This is a genomic window from Actinoplanes sp. NPDC049802 (genome assembly GCF_040656595.1).
GTDB lineage: Bacteria > Actinomycetota > Actinomycetes > Mycobacteriales > Micromonosporaceae > Actinoplanes.
Window position 1 is genome coordinate 95,382 of the sequence record NZ_JBFAMR010000003.1, and the last position, 21,176, is coordinate 116,557.

Here is a 21,176-nt window from a genome sequence, read left to right on the forward strand (position 1 = left end):
TCAAGGGCGTGTTGAGCCCCTCCACGACACCGGTTCGCCAAGCCAGCGTGCGGGCCCATAATCTCGCGCTGGTGCTGCGAACTGTGGCGAACAGCGCAAATCGGCCATCCCGAGCGGCGGTGGCCGCGGCCACCGGGCTCACCCGCGCGACCGTTTCCGCCCTTGTCGACGATCTGGTGGCGGGCGGCCTGCTGGTCGAGGTCGACCCTCCGCCGCGGACCGGCGCGGGCCGTCCCGCCCTCGGGCTCGCCCTCACCTCGACCGGTCCCGCCGCGCTCGGGCTGGAGATCAACGTCGACTATCTGGCCGCCTGCGTGGTCGACCTGACCGGCACGGTGCGCCAGCGATTCGCCGAGCACGCCGACCAGCGCCTCACCGACCCCGCACGGTCGCTGGCCGCCCTGGGCGCGCTGGCCGCCCGTGCCCGGCTCGCCGCCGAGTCCGACGGGCTGACCGTCGCCGGCGCGGCGCTCGCCGTGCCCGGCCTGGTCGCCGGTGACGGACTGGTCCGCGTGGCGCCCAACCTGGGCTGGCAGAACATCGACGCGATCGCCGCGCTGCACCGGGTGCCGGAGCTGGCCGGCCTGCCGATCACCGTGGACAACGAGGCCAACCTGGCCGCCCTCGGCGAACTACGGGTGGCCGGCGGCGACCCGGCTGTGAACCGTTCTCAACCCGGCATCGAGCCGGGAGGTTCCGGGCCGTCCGGCGGCGCCGGTGCCGTTCGGCCCGGCCACGTCGAAAGAAGCTCATTCCTCTACATCTCCGGCGAGATCGGCATCGGCGCCGGGCTGGTCCTCGACGGCGAGCTCTACCGGGGCGTGCGCGGCTGGAGCGGCGAGATCGGGCACGTCACCGTCTACCCCGACGGTCGGCCGTGCCGCTGCGGCTCACGGGGCTGCCTGGAGCAGTACGCCGGACAGGAGGCCCTGGAGGCCGGTGAGCCACTCGCCGCGGCGGCGCTCGGGATCGCCCTCTCGGCGGTGGTCAACCTGCTCGATGTGCCGGTGATCGTGCTCGGTGGGGCGTACGCCCCGATCTTCGAGAGTCTGCGGGAGGGCATCGAGGCCGAGCTGCGGCAGCGGGTCCTCACCTCGGGCCTGGCGCCGGTCGAGCTGCGCCCGGCGGCGCTCGGCGCCGACGCGGCCATGCGCGGCGCGGCGGACGCGATCATCCGGGCGGTCCGGGAGGATCCCGCGGCCTGGCTCCGCCGGCTCTCCTAGCGGTGGCGCGAAAGAGCGGCCGCCCTCGCCGGGACGGCCGCTCCTCTGCGGTGAGACCTGGTGTTACTTGACTCCGGTACGGCTGCCGATCGCCTGCGCGAAGATGCTGGTGATCTTGGTGGGGTCCTCGGCGGGGAACACGCCGCTGCCCTTCACCGCGTCGCTGATCTCCGTGAGCTCGTCCAGGTTGACGTCCGGGCCGACGGCGATGAGCACCAGCCGGATCGGGGTCTTCGGGTCCTGAGCCTTCTTGAGGGCGGCCAGCAGCTGCGGCCGGGTGATGCCGTCCGGGTTCTGGTTCGCGCCGTCGGTGAAGAGGATGACGGAGTTGGACTTGCCCTCCGCGTAATTCGCCTTCACGTGGTTGTAGGCGTCCAGGATCGTGTCGTAGAGACCGGTGTCGCCGTTGGTCGGGTCCAGCCGGCCGATCGAGTTCTGCAGCTCGTCACGCGAGGTGGCCAGCGACTTGATCGGCACCAGCTGCTCCCACGGCCTCGTGCCCTGCAGCCGGGTGGAGAAGCGCCACACGCCCACCGACCACTTGTTGCTGAACAGCGACAGACCCACCGTCGCCGCGGCCTGGGTGACCTCGGCGCGGGACTTGCCACCGGCGGTCGGCACCGGGTCGGCCATCGAGCCGGACACGTCGAAGACGGTGAGGGCCTGGCCGGGCTTGGTGAGGGCGATCCAGCTGCCGACCACCTGGCTCAGCTCGGCACCGGTGACGCCGCCCGCGGCGGCGCCACCGTCCGCGGACCTGCCGGTGCCGGCGGTGACCGCCGGCGAGGCTTGCGGGGCGCCCATCGGGGCTTTGAAGGCCGCGCCGTAGGTGCCGTCCGGTGCCCGCAGCCCGGCCGCCGCCAGCGCGTCCTTGGCGTCGGCGGCGACGAGCTGCGCACGCAGCCCCTCGGCGGCGGCCGATTTCTGCGGGTCCACCACCTGCGGCATGATCGTGTACGGGTAGTCGAGCGGCGCCGGCGCCGGGTCGAGGTAGATGGCGCTGAGCGGCACGGCCGGGCGCTCCGCGTTGTACGCGACCACGTCCTCCTCGGAGAGCGGCGCGATGGCCACCGAGTCGGGGTTGGTGAGGTCCGCCGCCGACTTCGGGAACTTCGCCAGCAGCTCATCACGCAGCTTGAACTTGTTCTGCGAGACGGCGGTCAGCGCCCGGGTCTTGGCCTGCACCGCGGCGGGCGACGCCGTTCCGGTCGCCTGGTTCATCGCCACGAGACTGGTCAGGCCGGACGCGTCCACGGTCGGGTCCATGATCCCGACCGAGAGCGGCTCGTCGGCGCTGAAGTTCTCGACCAGCTGGGTCCAGCCGATCTTTCGGTCCGGCCAGCCCAGCTTCTTGGCGATCGGCTCCGGCGCGGCGAGCACGAGGGGGCTCTGCGCGACCGAGGTGATCTTGCTCGGCAGGAAGCCGGCGGCCTCCTGCTGCAGGCGCATCAGCCAGGCGGACGAGTCGGGGAGCCAGACGTCCGGGACCTGGACCGCGTCCGGAGCGGGGTCCAGACCCGGGAGCGGCGCGGCGTGGTCGCGGGAGACGGCGCCCGCGATGGTCGACGCGACCTCCTCGGTGACGGTCACCCGCACGCAGGCGCCGTCCACCTCGGCGCCCGCGGCGCTCCACTCCTTGGCGACCTGGTCGACGGCTGGGGCGATCTCAGGGGTGGCGGCAACGGTGAGATCGACTGCACCGGTGCACTCGGAGTCGGCGACCTGCTGATAGCCGATCCACGTCCCGGCGATTACGACGACTATCGCCATCGCACCTCCGACGACGCCTGCTCCCTTGGAGTTGAAGTTTCTACGATGGCGACCAGACACGCGCTCAATAGTGCGCATGTCCGAAGCTGAATGCCATATACGTTCGGACGAAAATTACTCAGATTGGCGCTTCCCGATCTAGAAACCACGGAACGTGATGATGCCGTTCCGATGGGTGCCGGGATCGACGCGCAGCGTGCCGGTTTTGTCCCATGGAGTCACCGACACGCCGCAATGCCTGATGTAACTTATGACCTGATCAATCCGGGATTCCAGCGAAGCAGGCAAGTGGGCGTCGGTTCACCGGTCGGTTCACCTTGGACACCGGGAATTCCGGAGTCCGGATCGATGCGGAAAACGGTCACGTTCTGTGAACGTTGATTGGTTACGTAGAGGTGATCACCGAGCAGAATCATGTGCCGCGGCCACACCCCTTCGGTGGGCACCTCGGCGATCAGCGTGGCCTCTTCCCCGTCCCAGGCGAAAACCGAAACGGTGTCCGGTCCCCGGTTCGCCACATAGACGAACCTGCCGTCCCGGCCCATCGTGATCTCCGACGGATAGACCGGCCCGGGTGACGTGCTCGTCGCCGTCTCGCCCCGCGCCTCGAGCGTGGGCCCACCCGCCGGGCGGTACCAGGCGAGAGTCCCGGTCAACTCGCCGACCACCAGCAGAGCGCCGTCGGCCGAGTGGACCATGTGCCGCGGCCCGGTGCCCGGCTTCGCCTCCACGGCCGGATCCGGCAGGGCGAGCCGGCCCGAATTCGGATCCAGCCGGGACCGCCACACCCGGTCCGAGCCCAGGTCGGAGATCAGCACGTCGGCGCCGTTGCGCTCCGGCACCACCTGGTGCGCGTGCGGTCCGGCCTGACGCTCCGCGTCCGGACCGCCACCGGTCAAGGTGAGCAGGTCGGCGCGCTCTCCGGGAGCGCCTTCGGCGTCCAGCGGATGTACGGACACCGAGCCGCTCGCGTAGTTCGCCACCACCAGGTGCCGGCCGTCCGCGGTGACCGCCAGGTGACAGGGGTCCGAACCGCCGGTCGGACGGACCGCCAGCGGGGCCAGCGAGCAGTCCGGCGCCACCGTGAAGGCCGAGACGGTGCCCTGGTCGAGCTCGTTCACGGCGTACAGGACCGGGAGTGTGGGGTGCTGTGCCAGGAAGGAGGGCGACGGGGTGCGCGCGGCCAGCCCGAGCCGGGTCAGATCCCCGGTCGCCGGGTCACGGCGCAGCAGCGTGATGCCGTCACCCTCGCCTCCCTTGTCACCGGTGTAGCACCCGACGAAGACGTATTCATCGCTGGAACCCATACCCCGATCCCACCACAGAATCGTGGGATCGCACGGCAGCACACCGCCGCCGGTGGCGCGGACCCCCGTTTGTCGCCCGCGCCGCCGACGGCGGTGTCCCGGTGCCGACCCGCAGGTCAGCCGTTCAGCATGTCGTAGACGTCGGCCGGGGCGGCCACCCCGTCGGCCGGCGCGGCCGGCACCGCCGCCGTGCCGTACTGGTCGTAGACGACCTCGTAGGTGGCGGCCCCGGCCTTGCCCGCCGCCGGGATCCTCACCAGCGCCCGGGTGATCCGGCCCTCGGCGTCCAGGGCCATCTCCAGGGGCACGGCCTTGGCCTTCTCGCCGAGCGCGGCCAGAGTGTCCGCCTCGACGATCTCGGCCTCGGTGGACTGGGTCAGGTCGGTGGTGCCGGCGTAGGCGCCCTCGCCCGTCTCCTTGAGGTCCGCGGCGGCCCGCAGCAGGTCGCTGACGTAGCCGGGGTCGGTCTCACCCTGGTAGGTGAAGTCCTCCCCGGAGTCGGCGGAGAGCTTCTTCTGGTCGAGCTTCATCCACTTCTTCGGCAGCTTCGGCAGACCGGAGTCCGCCCCCGCGCCCTTGAAGGCGATCTTGGTCCAGGCCTGGTCGTCGATGACCAGGAACTTCATGCTCAGGGTGATGCTCGTGTCCGGGATCTTCTCCACGGCCTCGGTGGTGAGAGCCTTGCGGGGCGCGTCCAGCACACCGGAGAGCGGCTGGAGGCCGCCCTTGATGGCGTAGTGGAACGCCGGCGTCTCGGCGGTCGGAACACCGTCGGCCAGGGTGGTGGCCGCGGAGACCTGCGCGACCGTCTCCTCGACGGCCTCGCCCACGCCGCAGCCGGTCAGCGTCACGCCGACGATCAACAGGGTGCTCGCTGTCCTGGTGAGAACGTTCATCGCTTCGTCTTTCCTCGAACGTGCGGGGTTGATGGGACGAAGCCTCCGCAAGACGGCTGCCGATGCGCTGCGGCTATGCTGCTGCCGGCTGCGGTTCCGCTGCCGTGGAGGGAAACTGCTGCTCAACAGGGGGGTGCTGGGGTGACGATCCACCCGGCGACCGACCCGCTGCGCTTCGAGATCCTGGGCGCCGTCCGCGCGCTCCGGAACGGCACGCCGCTCGATCTGGGGCCGGCGAAGCAGCGCGCGGTCCTCGCCGTCCTGCTGCTGAGCCCCGGCAAGCCGGTGCCGGTGCACCGCATCGTGGACGCGGTCTGGGGCGACGACCCCCCGGAGAACGGCACCAACGTGGTGCAGAAGTACGTGGCCGGACTGCGCCGCGTCCTCGACCCGGACCGAACGCCCCGCACCCCCGGCGAGCTGATCTCCCTGACCGACGGTGGGTACGTGCTGCGCGTCAGCGTCCTGGACACCGAGGACTTCCGGTCCGGGATGGCCCGGGCCGAGGCGGAACGGCGCGGCGGTGACCTCGAGGAGGCCGCCCGCCGGGCCCGCGCCGCCCTCGACCTGTGGCGGGGCGACCCGCTCAGCGGTCTCACCGGCGGCGTCTTCGACGCGGCCCGCATCCGGCTCAGCGAGGAACGGGCCAGCGCCTGGGAGCTGTGGGCCGAGATCGAGCTGTCCCGCGGCGGCTTCGCCGGACTGGTCTCCGAACTGTCCCGGCTGGTGAGCGAGTTCCCGCTGCGCGAGGGCCTGCGGGCCCAGCTGATGATCGCGTTGTACCGCAGCGGGCGGCAGGCCGAGGCGCTGGCCGTGTTCCGCGACGCCCGGGAGTTCTTCCTGGACGAGCTGGGCGCCGAACCCGGCGAACGGCTCCAGGAGACACACCGGCGGATCCTGCGCAACGAGCCGTTCTACGCCGAGCCGGTCGACCCGTGGGCGGACAAGGCCGAGCCCACCCCGCCGCCGCCGTCGCCGGTCCCGCCACCACCGCCACCGCCACCACCGGATCCGGTCTCGCCGCAGCCGTACCAGCCGTCTGTCATCCCTCATCAGCCGATGAGCCCGGTGTGGCCGCCGCCCGCCATGCTGCCGGGGGATCTGCTGTCCGCGCGCCGCACCGGCATCAACGTGATCGAGGCGGTGGTGGCCGGGATCCTGCCGGTGGTGACCTGCGGGCTCGCCAGCTGGGTCTACTTCGCCTACGCGGCGTTCCAGCGGCGCACCCTGCGGGACGTCCTCACGGCGGTGTTCTACGCGACCGCGGTCCTCACCATGCTCATCCTGCTGGGCATCGACCCGAGCGACGTGGACTCCGAGACCACCACCGCGGCCGAGGACGCCGGATTCTCGCTGATGTTCCTGCTCTTCCCGGTCGCCGCGATACACGGCGCGATCCTCGCCTGCCACCCCGGCGACACCCGGAGCGCCCGCACCCGGCGGCAGCTCGCCCGGCAGTTCGCCGCGGTCCACCCCGACGGCGCCCGCCAGGCCGGGATCGGGCGACCCGACCTGCTGCGCTCCTTCGACGACGGCGGGCTGGTCGACATCAACCACGCGCCCGCGCAGGAGATCGCCCGGCTGCGCGGCATCAGCCCGATCGAGGCGCACCGGATCGCCCTCGACCGGTACGAGCACGGGCCTTACCGCAGCCCCGAAGACCTGGGCCACCGCGGCCTGCTGACCGACCGGGCACTGCGCCGGCTCCGGCCCTGGCTGATCTGTGTGCCGCCGGGGCAGGTCGCCCTGCCCCCGACGGTCCGTTAGATCCAGCGGCGCCGGCCGCTAGCGGCGGCCGGCCGCCGTCAACTGGCGGCGGGCCACGTACTCCACCAGCTCGATCAGCACGTTACGGGCGGCCACCTGGTCACGGGCGTCGAAGAGGACCACCGGGACGCCCGGGTCCAGGTCGAGCGCGCGGGCCACCGCCTCCGGCGCGAACCGGTGCTGCTCGTCGAAGCAGTTCACCGCCACCACGAACGGGGTGCCGCGCTGCTCGAAGTAGTCGATCGACGGGAAGCAGTCGGCCAGCCGCCGGGTGTCGGCCAGCACCACGGCGCCGAGCGCCCCCTGGGACAGCTCGTCCCACAGGAACCAGAACCGGTCCTGACCGGGCGTGCCGAACAGGTAGAGCTGGAGGTCATCGGTGATGGTGATCCGGCCGAAGTCCATGGTGACCGTGGTGGTGGTCTTGCCCTCCACACCGGAGACGTCGTCCGCACCCTCCGCCCCGGTGAGGATCTCCTCGGTCTGCAGCGGGCGGATCTCGCTGACCGAGCCGACCATGGTGGTCTTGCCGGCGCCGAAGCCGCCGGCGATCAGGATCTTGAGTGCGACGGGAATGCGCGACGAGCCGTTGCGGTCAGAGCGCACGGAGTCCATTGACAACCGCCTTGAGTACGTCGACGTCATGCGGCTGCGACGCAGCCGGGGGTTCGTACAGCGAGATGAGGCCCGCTGAGCGTAGATCACCGAGCAGCACCCGGACCACGCCGAGCGCCAGGTCGAGCTGGGAAGCCAGCTCGACCACGGAGATCGGCTCCCAGGCCGCGGCCACGATGGCGTGATGCTCCGGCTGCAGATGCTGACCGGGTGGCATGTCGGGCACGGTCGCCACGACGAATGCCACCAGGTCGAAATCACAGTCGGCCGGGGCGACGCGTCCCTGGGTCATCGCATAGGGACGCACCACCGGACCCGCGTCGTTGTCCAGCCAGTCGTGAGTCACACGCGGCCGCTCAGAGGACGTCGGACGGCGTCAGGACCGACCGCTCCGGGGCGGCCATCGTCTGGCCCACCCGGGTCACCAGCATCGCCATCTCGTAGGCGATCAGGCCGAGGTCGGCGTCGGCGGAGGCCAGCACGGCCAGGCAGGCGCCCTGCCCCGCGGCCGTGACGAAGAGGAAGGCCTCCTCCATCTCCACCACCGTCTGCCGGACCTGACCGGCACGGAAATGCCGGCTCGCTCCCTTGGCCAAGCTCTGGAACCCGGCCGCCATGGCCGACAGGTGTTCGGCGTCCTCGCGGCTCATCGCCGCGGAGGCTCCGAGCATCAGCCCGTCGGCCGACAGCACCACCGCCTGCTGCGCGGTTGGCACCCGCTCGACCAGATCGTCGAGGAGCCAGGTGAGATTCGCGCTCTGCTTCGTCTGTGCCACTTATGCGTCCTTCTCCAGCAAGGGGTTCTCCCCGGGACCTTCGGCGTGATCGCCGTGCACGCCGGCCTCCGACCCGGATGGTGCGTTGTCCCCGGCCGCGGGGACGGCCGGGAGATTGACGGTAGCCGCATCGCCGGGCGTCGCATCGCTGGGAGCCTCGGCGTGTTCGGCGGCAGATTCGACGCGGGCCGCGTCGACGCGGCCCCGGGCGGTGCCGAGCTGCAATGCGCTCATGAGCGTACGGACCTGCTCGGGGCTGCGAGCCGGCGCCGTGGACGGCGGATCCTCGGCCGGTTGCCGGCGCAACTGCGGCGCCAGGCTCGCCTGCCGGACCCGGCGGGGCAGGCCGTCCTCGCCCACGTCGGACGGCGCCGGCGAGACCTGCGCGATCGGCAGCGCCATCGTGGTCTCCGCATCGTCGGCGGCCGGCGCCCCGAGCTCCGGCATCCCGGGCGTGTCGAGCTCCGGCGCACCGGGCGCCTGGAGTTCCGGTGCCCCCGGCGTGTCGAGCTCCGGGGCGCTGAGTGAATCGAGTTCCGGCGTCCCGGGCGTGTCGACGGCCGGTGACGCCGAGTTGCGGGGCACCGACCGGGGCGCGGTCGGCAGGCCGGCGGCCAGCTCGTCCAGCACCGACAGGTCGATCGTCTGGTCCGCCACGTCGGTCGGCGGGGTGACGGGCGGCGGGGTGGCCGATTTCCGGGTACGTCTGCGCTGCACCAGGCCCTCGGCGCTCAGCTCGGACGCGACCGTGCTCGGGGCCGGCCCGGTGAACTCGGCGCCCTCCGGGTGGTGACCGTTCACCGAGGCGCCGTCCCGGGACGGCGCGTCCTCCAAGGCGGCCCGGCGGCCGGACGTGGTGATCTGCTTCAGCTCGCCGCTGCCCTGCCACTGGAGCGCCGCGAGCGACCGGGACGGGTCCTCGGCGCCGGTGCCGACCAGAGGGCCGGTGGTGGAGCCACCGGGCGAACGGCCGCCGGACGGTCCGCCGGTCACCAGATCACCCGGGATCAGCGCCACGGCGGTCACCCCGCCGTACGCCGACGCGCGCAGCGAGACCCGGATGCCGTGCCGGTGGGCGAGCTGCGCCACCACGAACAGGCCGAGCCGGGCGCTGTCCGCCGGGTCGAACTCCGGCGGCTCGGCAAGGCGGCGGTTGGTCTGTTCCAGCGCCTCGGCGGACATGCCCAGGCCCCGGTCCTCGATCTCGACGGCGTACCCGTTCGGCAGCACCTGGCCGACGACCTGGACCCGGGTGTGCGGCGGGGAGTAGGAGGTGGCGTTCTCGATCAGCTCGGCGAGCAGGTGGATCACGTCGCCGACCGCCCGTCCGACCAGTGCGGACGTGACGATCGAGCGGATGTCGACCCGCTTGTAGTCCTCCACCTCACTGATCGCGCCACGGACCACGTCGATCACCGGAACCGGGTTGCGCCAGCCCCGGCCGGGGGCCGCACCGGCCAGGATGACCAGGTCCTCGGCGTGCCGCCGCATCCGGGTGGCGAGGTGGTCGACCCGGTAGAGGTCCTCCAGCTCCTGCGGGTCGGTCTCCCGGCGTTCCATCCGGTCGAGCAGCGACAGCTGGCGGTGCAGCAGGGTCTGCGAGCGCCGGGCGATGTTGAGGAACACCTCGTTGATGCCGCGCCGGACGTTCGCCTCGTCGACCGCGGACTGCACGGCCGTACGCTGAACGTCGTTGAACGCGTGCCCGAGCTGGCCGATCTCGTCGCGCCCGTACTCCAGCGGCGGCGTCTCCACCTCGACGTCGACGGTCTCGCCGCGCTGCAATCGCCGGACCACCGAGGGCAGGCGCTCGGAGGCGAGTTCGAGAGCGTCCCGGCGCAGCCGGATCAGGCGGCTGACGATGGACCGGCCGAGCCGTACCGAGACGTAGATGGACAGGCCCAGCGCGATCAGGCCGAGAAGGGCGGTGACCACCATCTTGCCGATGATGTCGATGGCGAGCGGGGTGGCGTCCGCGGCCACGTCGTCGACCACCCGGGTGGTGAAGTCGCGCATTTCCTGGGCCACGTAGTCGTACTCGGCCTGCCAGGTGACGCCACTCACCGGGGGCGGGCCGCCGGCGTAACGCTCGGCGAGCAGCGCGTGGGTCAGCTCGTCCAGTTTGACGAAGCTGGGGTGGGTGATCAGCCGGGAGTAGTCGCCCTTGGCCCGCTCGGGCATGTCCGCGACACCGGCGTTGATCAGGTAGCGGGAGGTCCCGACGTACAGGATCAGGGTTTCCCGGGTCTTGGCGTCGATCCGCCCCTGGGCGTTCGAGCCGGCCAGCAGGGCGTCGATCCGGCTCAGGTACTCCAGGCCGCGGAAGGCGCTGATCAGTCCACGGACCTCGCGGTCGACCCGCTCGTGGAAGAAGACGGCCGCCGACCGGGAGACCTCGAACGCGGCGTCGATGATCCGGTCGAAGTCCTGGGCGGTGTAGAAGTAGCTGGTCTTCCGGTCGTCGACCTCCTGGCGGATCTCGCCGAGTTTGTCCAGCTCGCCGAGGAGGGCGTCGACGCGGGTGGTGACCTCCTCGCCGGCGTCGGCCTCGGCGGCGGCCGAGCGCAGTTCGGTGACGATCCGGTCGGTCATCACCCGTTCCTGGGCCAGTTCGGGTTTGGCGGGACGGGTGGTGGCCTGGTAGATGGCGGAGTAGTGGCGCTCGCGCTGCAACTGGCCGATCAGCCGCATCCCGGGGTCGCCGAGCTTGAGGACCGTCTCGCGGGCGTCGAGCAGATGACTGGCGGGCCCGGCCGTCACCGCGGTCGCGAAGATCCAGAGGGCCAGCACCGCGGACAGCGGCACGGCGACCATAGCGATGATCTTCGAACGGATCGACCAGTTACGGCTTCTCATCAGGCTCCGCCCGAGGGGTTCGGCAAGGCAACGACCAGCGCGCCACCCGGGCGCCGGCCGTTCGTCAGGGGATCGGCCGGCAGAGTCATGGCTCGCGCTTGCGGAAGAATACGTAATGACGTCCGTCTCAGCTAGTTCCCGGAACCGCCGGGCCGGCCGTCTTCCTCCTGTTTGTCCAGCCAGAACGGCTCCCGATCTTTTTCGCTAGATCGTCGGCCTTACGACAGTGCGGGCCCGATTCCGTCCCGCGCATCCCTTATTCGGCACAGTGGGATTGGCGCGTGGTACGGGATGGGAATACATGCGCTGGAAGAAGGAGGAACCTGATGTCCGCCATCGCCACCATCGTCCTGATCGTCGTCGTCCTACTGGTGCTGGCCGCGCTCGTGGTCGGTGTCCAGGTCGCGCGCCGCCGACGGCTGCGGCAGACCTTCGGCCCCGAGTACGACCGGATGGTCGCCGACACCGGCAACCGCTCGGAGGCGGAGAAGGAGCTGCTCGAGCGCACCAAGCGGCACGCGCGTCTCGAACTCAAGCCCCTGTCCCCCGAGTCCCGTACGAAGTACGCCGCCGCCTGGGAAGAGGTCCAGATCCGTTTCGTGGACAGTCCGAAGGAGGCGGTCGCGACCGCCGACGAGCTGGTCACGCGCCTGATCGCCGAGCGGGGCTACCCGACCGGCGACTACGACGAGCGGCTCGCCGACCTGTCCGTGGAACACGCCGCCACCCTGCAGCACTACCGCTCGGCCCACGAGATCAGCGTCCGCAGCCGGGACGACCAGGCCGAGACCGAGGACCTGCGGCAGGCCCTGGTCCACTACCGCGCCCTCTTCGCCGACCTGCTCGGTGAGGACCCGGTCCGGCACGCCACCCCCGCGCCGCGGCCGGCCGCCGACGACGTGAACCGCGCCGACCCCACCCCCGAACCCGACGCCACCAGCCGCTGAGGAGTCCCCACGATGCGTTTCTTCTCCAACGAGGCGAACGAGACCGACGAGACCGACAAGACCGGCGAGACCGGCGAGGCCGGCGAGGCCCGGGAGCACGACAGCGGGACCGGCACCGCCGCCCGGCCGGTGCCCCAGCAGCGGGCCGGCTCGCCGTGGCAGCACGACCCGGCCGGGCCGGCCGGCCCGGACCGGCAGCCCGTGGCGGTGGGCTCCTCCGCGGTCGGCGACGACCCGGATCGCACCGACCGGATCCCCACCACCGGCGGTCCGGGGGCGGACGCCGACCGTACCGTCGCTTTGCCCGACGGGCGGGAACGAGACGGCCTGGACGGTGACGCCGGGGCGGCGCCCGCGGTCAAGGCCGACGCCGCGGAGGCGAAGGCGGACGCCGCGGTGGCGAAGGCGGACGCCGCGGTGGCGAAGGCCGACGCGGCCGAGGTCGAGGCCGGCGCCCACGAGGACCACGACCGCACGGGTGACGCCCGCAAGGACGACGCCCCGGCGGTGGACACCGCGCTCGAGGACCGGGGCACCTTCGACGACCCGCACCTGACGCGGGAGATCCGGTCCGGTGTGGACGACGAGCCGCGGCACACCGCGGACGACCCGGCCGGCATCGTGCCGGCGCCGGCCGCGGCCACCGCTTCCAGCGGCCCGGTGGCGTTCTTCCCGGGCGGTGACGTCGAGTCGCTGCGCGAGCGGTGGCGTGACATCCAGCTGCGTTTCGTCGACGACCCGAAGGCTGCCACCGGCGAGGCGGCCGGGCTGGTGGACGAGGCGGTCGACAAGCTGACCGCGGCGCTGCGGGACCATCGCGGCTCGCTGTCCACCGGCACCGACGACACCGAGTCGCTGCGTGTCGAGCTGCGGGGTTACCGCGACATCCTGGACCGCCTGCTGGGGATCTGAGCCCGGGCGCCGATGAGGGGGAGCCGTGCACGGCTCCCCCTCATCGGGTCGACGGCTCCGGATCGGGACTGCCGGCGACCGGCTCGGAGACCTCGGGCGACGACGGCGACGGGGGCGCCGGTTCGTCGCTGGGCGGCGGGCCGGACGGTGAGAGCGACGGAGCGAGCGACGGTGAGAGCGACGGCGATGCCGAGGGCGAGACCGGCGACGGCGACGGCGCCTGCCGCACCGGATCGCGGGTCGCGGCCTTGGTCTTCCGCTTGGCGGGCGCCGCCGGACTGTGCGGCGTCAGCGGATGGGTGGACATCGGGTCGACGGCCGGATCGCCCGCGCCGGAGCCACCGAAGTCCATGTCGACGCCGGGGAACTGCTCGTTGACCGGGGCCGGCCGCTGGCCGGGGGCGAGATCGACCGCCCCGAGCTGCGCGCCCAGCCACAGGGCCGGGCCCAGGCCCACCGCCACGATCGCCCCGAAGAGTGCCAACGGACCTCGTTCCATGACGGCCCCTCCCCCGCGTCCCAGACGATCGTCGCGCCTCGCTCCGGCACCTGCTACCCGATTCGGACGTCGGCCAAGCGAACAATCGCCGAGGTTATTGTGACCCAAAGTGACGTAACGATTGCTGATTCGTCGGACAGGCGACTCGGGTCAGCGGGTTCGCGCCAGGAAGGTGACCGCCTCGTCCCAGGCGGCCCAGCCGCCGGGCAGCTCGTCGGCGTCCAGGGACGGTTTCAGGGTCAGGCCGCCGCCGTCCCGCAGGCCGAGCATCCAGCCTTTGCGCCGTCCGGGTAGGACGGTCACCCCGGCGACGTCGGCGAACGGCACGAAACGGCGCTCCGCGGACGTCTCGGCGGCGGCCGGCACCCCGTCGGCCGCGATCCGGGTCAACCGGCGTTTCGCCTCGGCGCCGCGGCCGCGCGGCAGGCCCGGGACCAGCAGCAGGCCCAGATCGGTGACGAGCAGGTCGGTGCGGGCGCCGTCCGCCGACAGGTTGACCAGTCCGCCGAGCACCCGGGCGCGCGCCGCGGCCCGCTCGTCCGGCGGGGCGGCCAGATCGACGCCGGCCTCGGTCAGATAGGCACGGACCGCCTCGGTGGTCTCCGGGTCGGCGGCCGCCGCGGCCAGCTCGGCGAGGTTCAGGTTGGTGCCGTCGACGGCGATCACCTCGGCCGCGCCGGTCCAGCTGTGCCGCCAGCGGGCCACCCCGCTGCGCAGGGCGGCCAGGGCCAGCATGAGCCCGAGCAGATCGACGATCCGGGCGGTGATCTCCTCCGGTGGCGCGTCCGGGAAGACGGCGCCGGCGGCGGCCCGCAGCCGGCCGTCCGCGACGAGGGTGAGCAGGTGCGCGGCATCCGGCACGGGCGCGTCCGAGGCGCGTGAGATCGCCGCGAGCGCGGCTTCCGCTTCGCGTTCCATCTCCGTGGTACGGGCGACACTGAGGCATTCGTCCCAGCTCACCACGCTGCGCCCGCGTGGCGGGAAGGCCACCGCCTGGAGCGCCCGGCCCAGCGCCGGCAGGTCCGGCACCAGCTCCTCGTCCGGGTCCCCGGCCTTCTCCGGCGGCTCGTCCCCGCCCGGCTCACCGGTGGCCTCCGGTGCCGGTGGGTCCTCCGGCGACGAGGGGGCCGAACCTGAGACCGAGGCCTGCCCCGGAGCCGAAACCGGAGCGGCCGGCGTGGAAGGGGACGGCGCGAGCGCGGCCACTCGTTCGGTGAGCGGCGGGTGGGTGTCCCACGGCCCGCTCGGCTCGGGTGCGGTGGCCCGCAGCATGGTCATCTCGGTGGAGCGGGCGGCCAGCACCCGCAGCAGCCCGCCGAACACGTCGTCCGGCACGTAGCCGGCCTGCCAGCCGGGTCCGACGTACTCGGCGTGGAACAGCCGCTGCATCCCGGCGAGGGCGGGCAGGTCGCGCAGCGCGGCCACGGTGTCGGCGACGCCCGCGTGCTCGGCCGCGATCCGGTCGGCGGCCAGCTCCTGGGCGCGGCTGAACGGCGCGTCGATCCGCCGGTAGAACCCGGCGTAGGCGCGCAGGACCACTCCGGCCGGGTCGCGCCGGGAGATCCGCGGCACCATCCGGCCGACCGCGATCCGGCCGCGGTAGGCGAGCGGCGCCCACCGGCCGAGCCCCGGCGAGCCGTGTGCCAGCTCGTGCGCGACGACGGCTCTGAGCCGGCCGGGCGGCAGTGCCTGGAGCAGCGGCAGTCCCAGGTACAGGTCGCGGCGCCCGCCGAGCAGGCCGAGCATCCGGGTGTGCTCGCCGAGGACGGCGGTGGCGTCGGCGACGACGGTGACCCCGTCCGGTGGGGTGACACCGGCGGCCGCGGCGGCGCCGTCGACGAGTTCCCACAGCCTGGGGGCCTGTTCGCGGGTGACGGCCACCCCGGCCGGGGTGCGGCGGCGGGTGTGCAGGGCACGCCAGGTGGCGTAGCCGAGCGCGCCGACGGTGGCGATGCTCAGCGGCGCGCCGGCCCGCAGCGCGACGGCGCTGGGCAGCACCGACAGCACCGCCCAGAGGATCAGCAGCACGACCGCGAGCTGTAGGCCCGCGACGGCGAAGAATCCGGCCAGCGCGACGGCCGACCGGGCCGCCCCCGATGGCGTATTCCTACTCAAGTCGCACTCCTCCCGCCGGTCGGCCACCCAGCGTAGGGCCAAAACCGTACGTAACCGTTTCGTGTCCGGGCAGCGGGATATACGAACGGCATGGCTGACCTCGATCAGACACTGGCCGTCGCCCTGAAGGGGTACGCGTGGCTGCCGGATCTCCGCCGCAGGGCGGGCGGCGGCCCGGCACGGACCCGGGTTCTGGGCAGACCGGCCGTCGGTATCTGCGGCCCGTCCGCGGCGCAGTTCTTCTACGGTCCCGGCAACCTGGAGCGGCACTCGGCGCTGCCGGAGCTCGTGACGCAGACCCTGTTCGGCGCCGGCGGGGTGCAGACCCTGGACGGCGCGGCGCACCGGCACCGGAAGGCGCTGTTCACGTCACTGCTGATGGACGACGGGATCGACCGTCTGGCCGAGTTGGCCGGGGAGACGTTCGACTCGGCCGCCGAGCGGTGGCGGGGCGGTCCGCCGGTGCGGTTGTTCGACGAGTCGGCGCGGATCATCGCGTCGGCGGTGGCGCGCTGGTGCGGCGTACCCCTGGACGGGCGTGAGCGAAACGCCCTGGCCAGGCATTGTCTGTCGATGGTCGACGGGTTCGCGACGGTCGGTCCGCGCACCGCGCGGGCGTTCGCCGCCCGCCGCCTGGAGGAGCACCGGCTTTCGAAGATCATTTCTTCGGTACGGGCTGAGCCGCGCTCAGCGACCCCCCTGTCCGCCGTGGCGCACCACGTCGAGGACGGCGCCGAGCTGGATCCGCGGGTGGCCGCGGTGGAGCTGCTGAACATCATCCGCCCGACGATCGCGGTGGCCTGGCTGGTGGCGTTCGCGGCGCACGCCATGGACATGTGGCCGCGTCACCAGGCCCGGATCCGTTCCGGCGACGACGAGTACACCGAGGCGTTCGTGCACGAGGTGCGGCGGTTCTACCCGTTCACCCCGTTCCTCGGCGGCCGGGCGGTCCGGGACGGCTTCTTCCAGGGCGAGCCGATCCCGGCCGGGACGCTGGTGCTGCTCGACGTCTACGGGCAGAACCACGATCCGGAGGTGTGGCCGGAGCCGTACGCGTTCTCGCCGGAGCGGTTCCTGGGCCGCGACATCGGCGACTTCGACCTGATCGCGCAGGGTGGCGGGGATCCGCGGACCGGGCACCGCTGCCCGGGCGAGCGGCTCACCGTGGCGCTGCTCGGCACGATGGTGCGGCGGCTCGCGGAGCTGGACCACTACCTGCCGCCGCAGGACACCGGGATCGACCTGTCCCGGGTCCCGGCGCTGCCCCGGGACCGGATCCAGCTGGTCGTCCCGGAGCACGCGGTGACCCACCCGCTCAGTGCCAGTCGATCTCGGGCGCTCGATGGAAGTTGATGCCGGCGGCGGTCCAGCGGGGCCCGAAGGCGGCCAGCCGCTCCCGGAACGACGCCCAGTCCCGGCTGCCGCGCGGTGACCAGGCCACCTCGGCCACCGCGGGCAGCCGGGGGAAGGTGAGATAACGCACGTCGTCGACGCTGCGCAGGGTTTCCGACCAGAGCGGCGCCTCGACGCCGAGGATCGCCTCCTCGCCGACGCCCGGGAGCCGCTCGGCCGGGTCCCAGTCGTAGGCCCGCTCGACCGTCAGGTACCCGGCCCAGTCCAGCCCGAGTGGGGTGCCGGCGTCGTACTTCATGTCGAGGTAGGTGCGGTCGGCCGGGGAGACGATGACGCGCCGCCCGGACGCCGCGGCCCGGGCCACCGCCTCGTCGGACTCCTCGATCCGCCAGAACTGGACGATCGCCGTCTCCGGCAGGTCGACGGCGGCGATCTCGTGCCAGCCGATGACGTTCTTGCCGTGGGCGGCCGGGATCGGCAGCACCCGCTCCAGGAAGGCGCGGTAGTCGCCGGGCGGCGTGGCCATGCACTCGTCGCCGCCGATGTGCAGGTAGGGGCCGGGGGTCAGGTCGGCGACCGTCTTCAGCACGGCCTCGACGAACGCGTACGTCTCCTCCTTGCCCGCCACCAGGGAGCTGTAGCCGACCTCGGCGTCGGTGCGCGGCGCGACCGGCTGCCCGTCGGCGGCGAGCTCGGGGTAGGCGACCTGCACCGCGTTCACGTGGCCGGGCATGTCGATCTCGGGCACCACGGTGACGAACCGCTCGGCCGCGTAGGCGACCAGGCCGGTGTACTCGGCGCAGGTCAAGAAGCCCGGTCCGGCCCCGTCCACGCCGGTGCCCGGGCCGCCGCCGACCTCGGTGAGCCGGGGCCAGCCGGGGATCTCCAGGCGCCAGCCCTGGTCGTCGGTGAGGTGCAGGTGCAGATGATTGATCTTGAACTGGACGAGCAGGTCGACGTGTGCCCTCACCTCGTCCGGGGTGAAGAAGTGCCGGGCCAGATCCAGCATGGCGCCGCGGTACGCGTACCGCGGACGGTCCTCGACGACGCCGCCGGGCAGCACCGGGCCGAGCTGGCGCAGCGTCTGGACGCCCCAGAAGACGCCCGCCGGGGTCCCGCCGGCGAGGGTGACGCCGTCGGTGGTGATCTCCAGCCGGTAACCCTCGGCGGGCAGCTCCGGGTCCAGGCTCAGGCGGATCGCGCCGTCCGGGGACAGCGGCAGCCCGAGGTGGGCCGCGACGTTCTCCAACCCCGGCGGCGCGCTGACGGCCGTACCGGAAACGATCGGAAACGTCGCGTCCGTGACGGGCCGCACCGAGGCCGGCCGAGGGATAACATCGCCGAGTTGCACCGTCCGCTCGCTCACTCTGAAGATTGTAAACAGTTTCTCCATGACGATCACCACACGCTTCGCCACCACGGGTGACGAGCAGTCGCTGCACGAGCTGGCCGCTCACACCTTCGGCCTGGCGTGCCCGCCCGGCACGGCGCCGGCCGACATCGACGCGTTCGTCGCGGCGCACCTGTCGGTGGAGTGCTTCGCCCGCTATCTGGCCGACCCGGACCGGACCCTGCTGGTGGTGTCCGCCGGTGATCATCCGGTGGGCTATTCGATGCTGGTCCGCGGCCCGATCGCCGACCCGGACGTGGCGGCCGTCGTGGACGCGTCGACAAGCATCGAGCTGAGCAAGTTCTACGTGGCGCCGGAGCGGCACGGCGGCGGCACGGCGGCCGAGCTGATGACCGGCACCCTGGCCGCCGCCGCGAAGACCGGCGCCGCGACCTGCTGGCTCGGCGTCAACCAGCAGAACGCGCGGGCCGCCCGGTTCTACGCCAAACACGGCTTCGAGATCGTCGGGGTGAAACGCTTCCGGGTGGGCTCCGAGTGGCACGACGACCACATCCGGCAACGGGACCTATCCTCCGTCCATGGCTGAGGTGCGTGCGGCGACCGACTCGGACGTGGCGGCGATCCGCGACATCTGCACGCGGGGCTACCGGACCACCTACCCGGACCTGCTGTCGCAAGAGTTCATCGAGCGGATGCTCGCCGAGTTCTACCACGCCGAGCGGGTGGCCAAGGAGATCGCGGCCGCGCCGCCGGGCTGGCTCGGCTACCAGGTGGCCGAGGAGGACGGCCGGGTGGTCGGTGCGGCCGGCGGCGGGCTCACCGCGCCCGGCGTGGGTGAGCTTTTCGTGCTCTACCTGGACCCGGACGAGCGCGGCCGGGGCCTCGGCACGCTGCTGCTGGACCGGATCACCACCCAGTTGCGGGAGCTGGGCGCCACCGAGATGTGGGTGGCCGCGCTGGAGGGCAACGAGCTCGGCATCCCGTTCTACGAGGCGCGCGGGTTCCACAAGCGGGAGCGGCGCCGCACGTACGGCTCCACCGAGGCCGACAACGCCTGGTCCTGGCGCTTCTCCCGGCCCATCTGAAAATTTTGTGAACCCGTTTCGGACCTGCGGGCATCAACGGGTGTGACCGACCTACGCTCGCAAGCGATGCAGATCGCCGACGACGTGCTGATCCGGGAATCGGTGCGGGAGCCGGAACAATTCGGGCCGCTCTTCGACCGGCATGCCGAGGCGATCCATCGCTACCTGGCCCGCCGGATCGGAGCGCACGCCGATGACCTGCTCGCCGAGACCTTCCTGATCGCCTTCCGCAGGCGCGAGTCCTACCAGCCGCTCGGGCTGGAGGTCCGGGCCTGGCTCTACGGCATCGCCACCAACGTGCTGCACCACCATGTCCGGCAGGAGGAGCGGCGTTACCGGGCGCTGGCCCGCGCCGCCGCCGAAGAGCCGCGCACGCACGCCGACGACTCGGTGGACGACCGGGTGGACGCCACGGCCCTGCGCGCCGACCTCGCCGCGGCGCTGGCGAAACTCAAGGCCCGTGATCGCGACGCGCTGCTGCTCCTGGCCTATGCACAACTTTCGTACGCGGAGATCGCCGCGACTTTGGACATCCCGGTGGGGACGGTCCGCTCCCGGATCAACCGGGCCCGCAAGGTGACCCGCGCCGCCCTCGGCTCCCTCGCCTCGGAGGTGGAGAAATGAACGACATCGAGCTGATCGACGAGTACGGCCCGGCCGCGACCGAGCTCTCCGATGAAGCGTGGCGCGCTGCCCGTACCCGACTGGTCTCGGAGATCGAGGGGCCGGTGGCCGCACCCGCGCGCAATCGCCGGTGGGGTCTGCTCCCTCGCATCGCGATCGTCGGCCTGGCCGGCATCGCCGCCGTGGCGGCGGCCGTGGCCGTCCTGCCCGGACCGCACCCGAGCTTCCGCTCGCCGGACGTCACCGCCCAGCAGCCGCGGGCCCGGCTCTCCTTCGGGCCGGTCCGCCTGGTGTCGGTGTCCGCCCCGCAATTCCCGTTCGGCCTGCCGGGCCTCGGCGAGCCGTCGTTCACCGCGGATCCCGGCGGCCCCGTCATGGGTGTCTTCGGGGACACGGTGAACGACTCCGTGGTTCTCGTCCCGGAACCGTCCGCACCGCAGGGCGGCGCCAACGGGGAGCGGACGATCGAGGTGGACGACCGGCCGGCCACGATCCTCTCGATCCCGGACGGCTCGGGCACGACCGCCTCGGTCCAGCTCACCTGGGAACGCCGCGCCGGTCAGTGGGTGACGATCGTCGGCAACGGAAGGTACGCCTCCGAGGAGGAGGTCCTGCGCCTGGCCCGCACGGTGGTCGACCAGCCGAGGCCGGTGAAGTTCAAGGTCACCCTGGGCCTGGCGCCGGAGGGCTGGACGCTCGGCGGGTTCAAGAGCGACGAGAGCAGCATCGCGATCCAGTCCTACCAAGAGCGCGGCAGTGACCGTGAGGTGCACGTGGTCTGGTATTCGGCACCGCAGGACCTCGGTGAGGCCGAGGGCTTCGAGGCGCGGAGCGAAGTCACGGTCGCCGGCCGGCCCGCCACGCTGACTCGGGCCACCGAGCGCTGGATTCTGGACGGTACTTTTCCCGACGGATCCGCATACCACTTGATGGTGCCGCGCGACTTCACCGAAGCCCAGGTTATCGAGCTGGGAGAATCACTGCGAGTGCACTGACCGCGACCAAAACAATCCGCCGGAAACAGCAGAATCCGCTAGAGGCGAACTCTAGTTGATCTTGCGCATTCATCGCAACTCCCGA

19 protein-coding genes are annotated in these 21,176 nt (G+C 72.2%); 9 read left to right on the forward strand and 10 right to left on the reverse strand.

Translation table 11 applies throughout. The features are described from left to right. Positions 1 to 47: 47 nt before the first annotated feature. Positions 48 to 1,223: an ROK family transcriptional regulator gene (locus AB0I88_RS03135; RefSeq protein ID WP_361017689.1), complete on the forward strand. Its 1,176-nt coding sequence runs from the start codon at positions 48 to 50 to the stop codon at positions 1,221 to 1,223. 63 nt (positions 1,224 to 1,286) lie between these two features. Here AB0I88_RS03135 and AB0I88_RS03140 read toward each other — a convergent pair whose 3' ends face one another. The 3 genes from AB0I88_RS03140 to AB0I88_RS03150 form a co-directional block, all read right to left on the reverse strand. Then, positions 1,287 to 2,993 carry a substrate-binding domain-containing protein gene (locus tag AB0I88_RS03140; RefSeq protein ID WP_361017690.1) on the reverse strand — a complete coding sequence of 569 codons (1,707 nt, stop codon included), beginning with the start codon at positions 2,991 to 2,993 and terminating at the stop codon, positions 1,287 to 1,289. A 248-nt stretch (positions 2,994 to 3,241) separates the two neighbouring features. Then, entirely contained in the window at positions 3,242 to 4,300 is a 1,059-nt protein-coding gene (locus tag AB0I88_RS03145; protein ID WP_361017692.1) for a lactonase family protein, read from the reverse strand. A gap of 116 nt (positions 4,301 to 4,416) precedes the next feature. Continuing rightward, the gene (locus AB0I88_RS03150) at positions 4,417 to 5,196 is read right to left on the reverse strand and encodes a hypothetical protein (protein ID WP_361017693.1); all 780 of its coding nucleotides are present in this window, start codon (positions 5,194 to 5,196) and stop codon (positions 4,417 to 4,419) included. Between the two features lie 141 nt (positions 5,197 to 5,337). On the opposite strand from AB0I88_RS03150, the gene AB0I88_RS03155 reads away from it, so the two are divergent. Further along, a complete protein-coding gene (locus AB0I88_RS03155) occupies positions 5,338 to 6,963 on the forward strand; it encodes a BTAD domain-containing putative transcriptional regulator (RefSeq protein WP_361017696.1) in 1,626 nt (541 codons plus the stop codon). Positions 6,964 to 6,981: 18 nt separating this feature from the next. On the opposite strand, the gene AB0I88_RS03160 is transcribed toward AB0I88_RS03155, so the two are convergent. The 4 genes from AB0I88_RS03160 to AB0I88_RS03175 all read right to left on the reverse strand — a co-directional run bounded on the left by AB0I88_RS03160 (position 6,982) and on the right by AB0I88_RS03175 (position 11,210). After that, positions 6,982 to 7,578 carry an ATP/GTP-binding protein gene (locus AB0I88_RS03160; RefSeq protein WP_361017698.1) on the reverse strand — a complete coding sequence of 199 codons (597 nt, stop codon included), beginning with the start codon at positions 7,576 to 7,578 and terminating at the stop codon, positions 6,982 to 6,984. Continuing rightward, a complete protein-coding gene (locus AB0I88_RS03165; RefSeq protein ID WP_361017978.1) occupies positions 7,559 to 7,870 on the reverse strand; it encodes a DUF742 domain-containing protein in 312 nt (103 codons plus the stop codon). Before AB0I88_RS03165 ends, AB0I88_RS03160 begins: the two co-directional genes overlap by 20 nt. 64 nt (positions 7,871 to 7,934) lie before the next feature. Next, positions 7,935 to 8,354: a roadblock/LC7 domain-containing protein gene (locus tag AB0I88_RS03170; protein ID WP_183224812.1), complete on the reverse strand. Its 420-nt coding sequence runs from the start codon at positions 8,352 to 8,354 to the stop codon at positions 7,935 to 7,937. Next, complete coding sequence (locus tag AB0I88_RS03175) at positions 8,355 to 11,210, reverse strand: nitrate- and nitrite sensing domain-containing protein (RefSeq protein WP_361017700.1); 2,856 nt, start codon at positions 11,208 to 11,210, stop codon at positions 8,355 to 8,357. It abuts the gene before it with no gap. 326 nt (positions 11,211 to 11,536) lie between these two features. On the opposite strand from AB0I88_RS03175, the gene AB0I88_RS03180 reads away from it, so the two are divergent. Then, on the forward strand, positions 11,537 to 12,157 hold the full coding sequence (locus AB0I88_RS03180; protein ID WP_361017702.1) for a hypothetical protein: 621 nt from the start codon (positions 11,537 to 11,539) through the stop codon (positions 12,155 to 12,157). Between the two features lie 12 nt (positions 12,158 to 12,169). Next, complete coding sequence (locus AB0I88_RS03185; protein WP_361017704.1) at positions 12,170 to 13,069, forward strand: hypothetical protein; 900 nt, start codon at positions 12,170 to 12,172, stop codon at positions 13,067 to 13,069. 40 nt (positions 13,070 to 13,109) lie between these two features. On the opposite strand, the gene AB0I88_RS03190 is transcribed toward AB0I88_RS03185, so the two are convergent. Together AB0I88_RS03190 and AB0I88_RS03195 are read right to left on the reverse strand one after the other, a co-directional pair. Further along, entirely contained in the window at positions 13,110 to 13,568 is a 459-nt protein-coding gene (locus tag AB0I88_RS03190; RefSeq protein ID WP_361017705.1) for a hypothetical protein, read from the reverse strand. 150 nt (positions 13,569 to 13,718) lie between these two features. Beyond that, complete coding sequence (locus AB0I88_RS03195; protein ID WP_361017706.1) at positions 13,719 to 15,683, reverse strand: M48 family metalloprotease; 1,965 nt, start codon at positions 15,681 to 15,683, stop codon at positions 13,719 to 13,721. Positions 15,684 to 15,773: 90 nt separating this feature from the next. Here AB0I88_RS03195 and AB0I88_RS03200 point away from each other — a divergent pair, with 90 nt between their 5' ends. Next, positions 15,774 to 17,036, forward strand: a complete 1,263-nt coding sequence (locus AB0I88_RS03200; RefSeq protein WP_361017707.1) for a cytochrome P450 — start codon at positions 15,774 to 15,776, stop codon at positions 17,034 to 17,036. Here the strand turns inward: AB0I88_RS03200 and AB0I88_RS03205 are convergent. Beyond that, positions 16,999 to 18,402 (reverse strand): beta-N-acetylhexosaminidase, encoded by a 1,404-nt coding sequence (locus tag AB0I88_RS03205; protein WP_361017709.1) that lies wholly within the window; start codon positions 18,400 to 18,402, stop codon positions 16,999 to 17,001. The two genes, AB0I88_RS03200 and AB0I88_RS03205, sit on opposite strands and share 38 nt — an antisense overlap. Before the next feature lie 25 nt (positions 18,403 to 18,427). On the opposite strand from AB0I88_RS03205, the gene AB0I88_RS03210 reads away from it, so the two are divergent. From AB0I88_RS03210 to AB0I88_RS03225, 4 genes are all read left to right on the forward strand, one after another. Beyond that, on the forward strand, positions 18,428 to 18,973 hold the full coding sequence (locus AB0I88_RS03210; protein WP_361017711.1) for a GNAT family N-acetyltransferase: 546 nt from the start codon (positions 18,428 to 18,430) through the stop codon (positions 18,971 to 18,973). After that, positions 18,966 to 19,472, forward strand: coding sequence for a GNAT family N-acetyltransferase (locus AB0I88_RS03215; protein WP_361017713.1), 507 nt, complete (start codon positions 18,966 to 18,968; stop codon positions 19,470 to 19,472). Before AB0I88_RS03210 ends, AB0I88_RS03215 begins: the two co-directional genes overlap by 8 nt. 66 nt (positions 19,473 to 19,538) lie before the next feature. Then, entirely contained in the window at positions 19,539 to 20,096 is a 558-nt protein-coding gene (locus AB0I88_RS03220; protein WP_361017715.1) for an RNA polymerase sigma factor, read from the forward strand. Beyond that, entirely contained in the window at positions 20,093 to 21,091 is a 999-nt protein-coding gene (locus AB0I88_RS03225) for a hypothetical protein (protein WP_361017717.1), read from the forward strand. The genes AB0I88_RS03220 and AB0I88_RS03225 overlap by 4 nt, the downstream gene beginning before the upstream one ends. Positions 21,092 to 21,176: the final 85 nt, after the last annotated feature.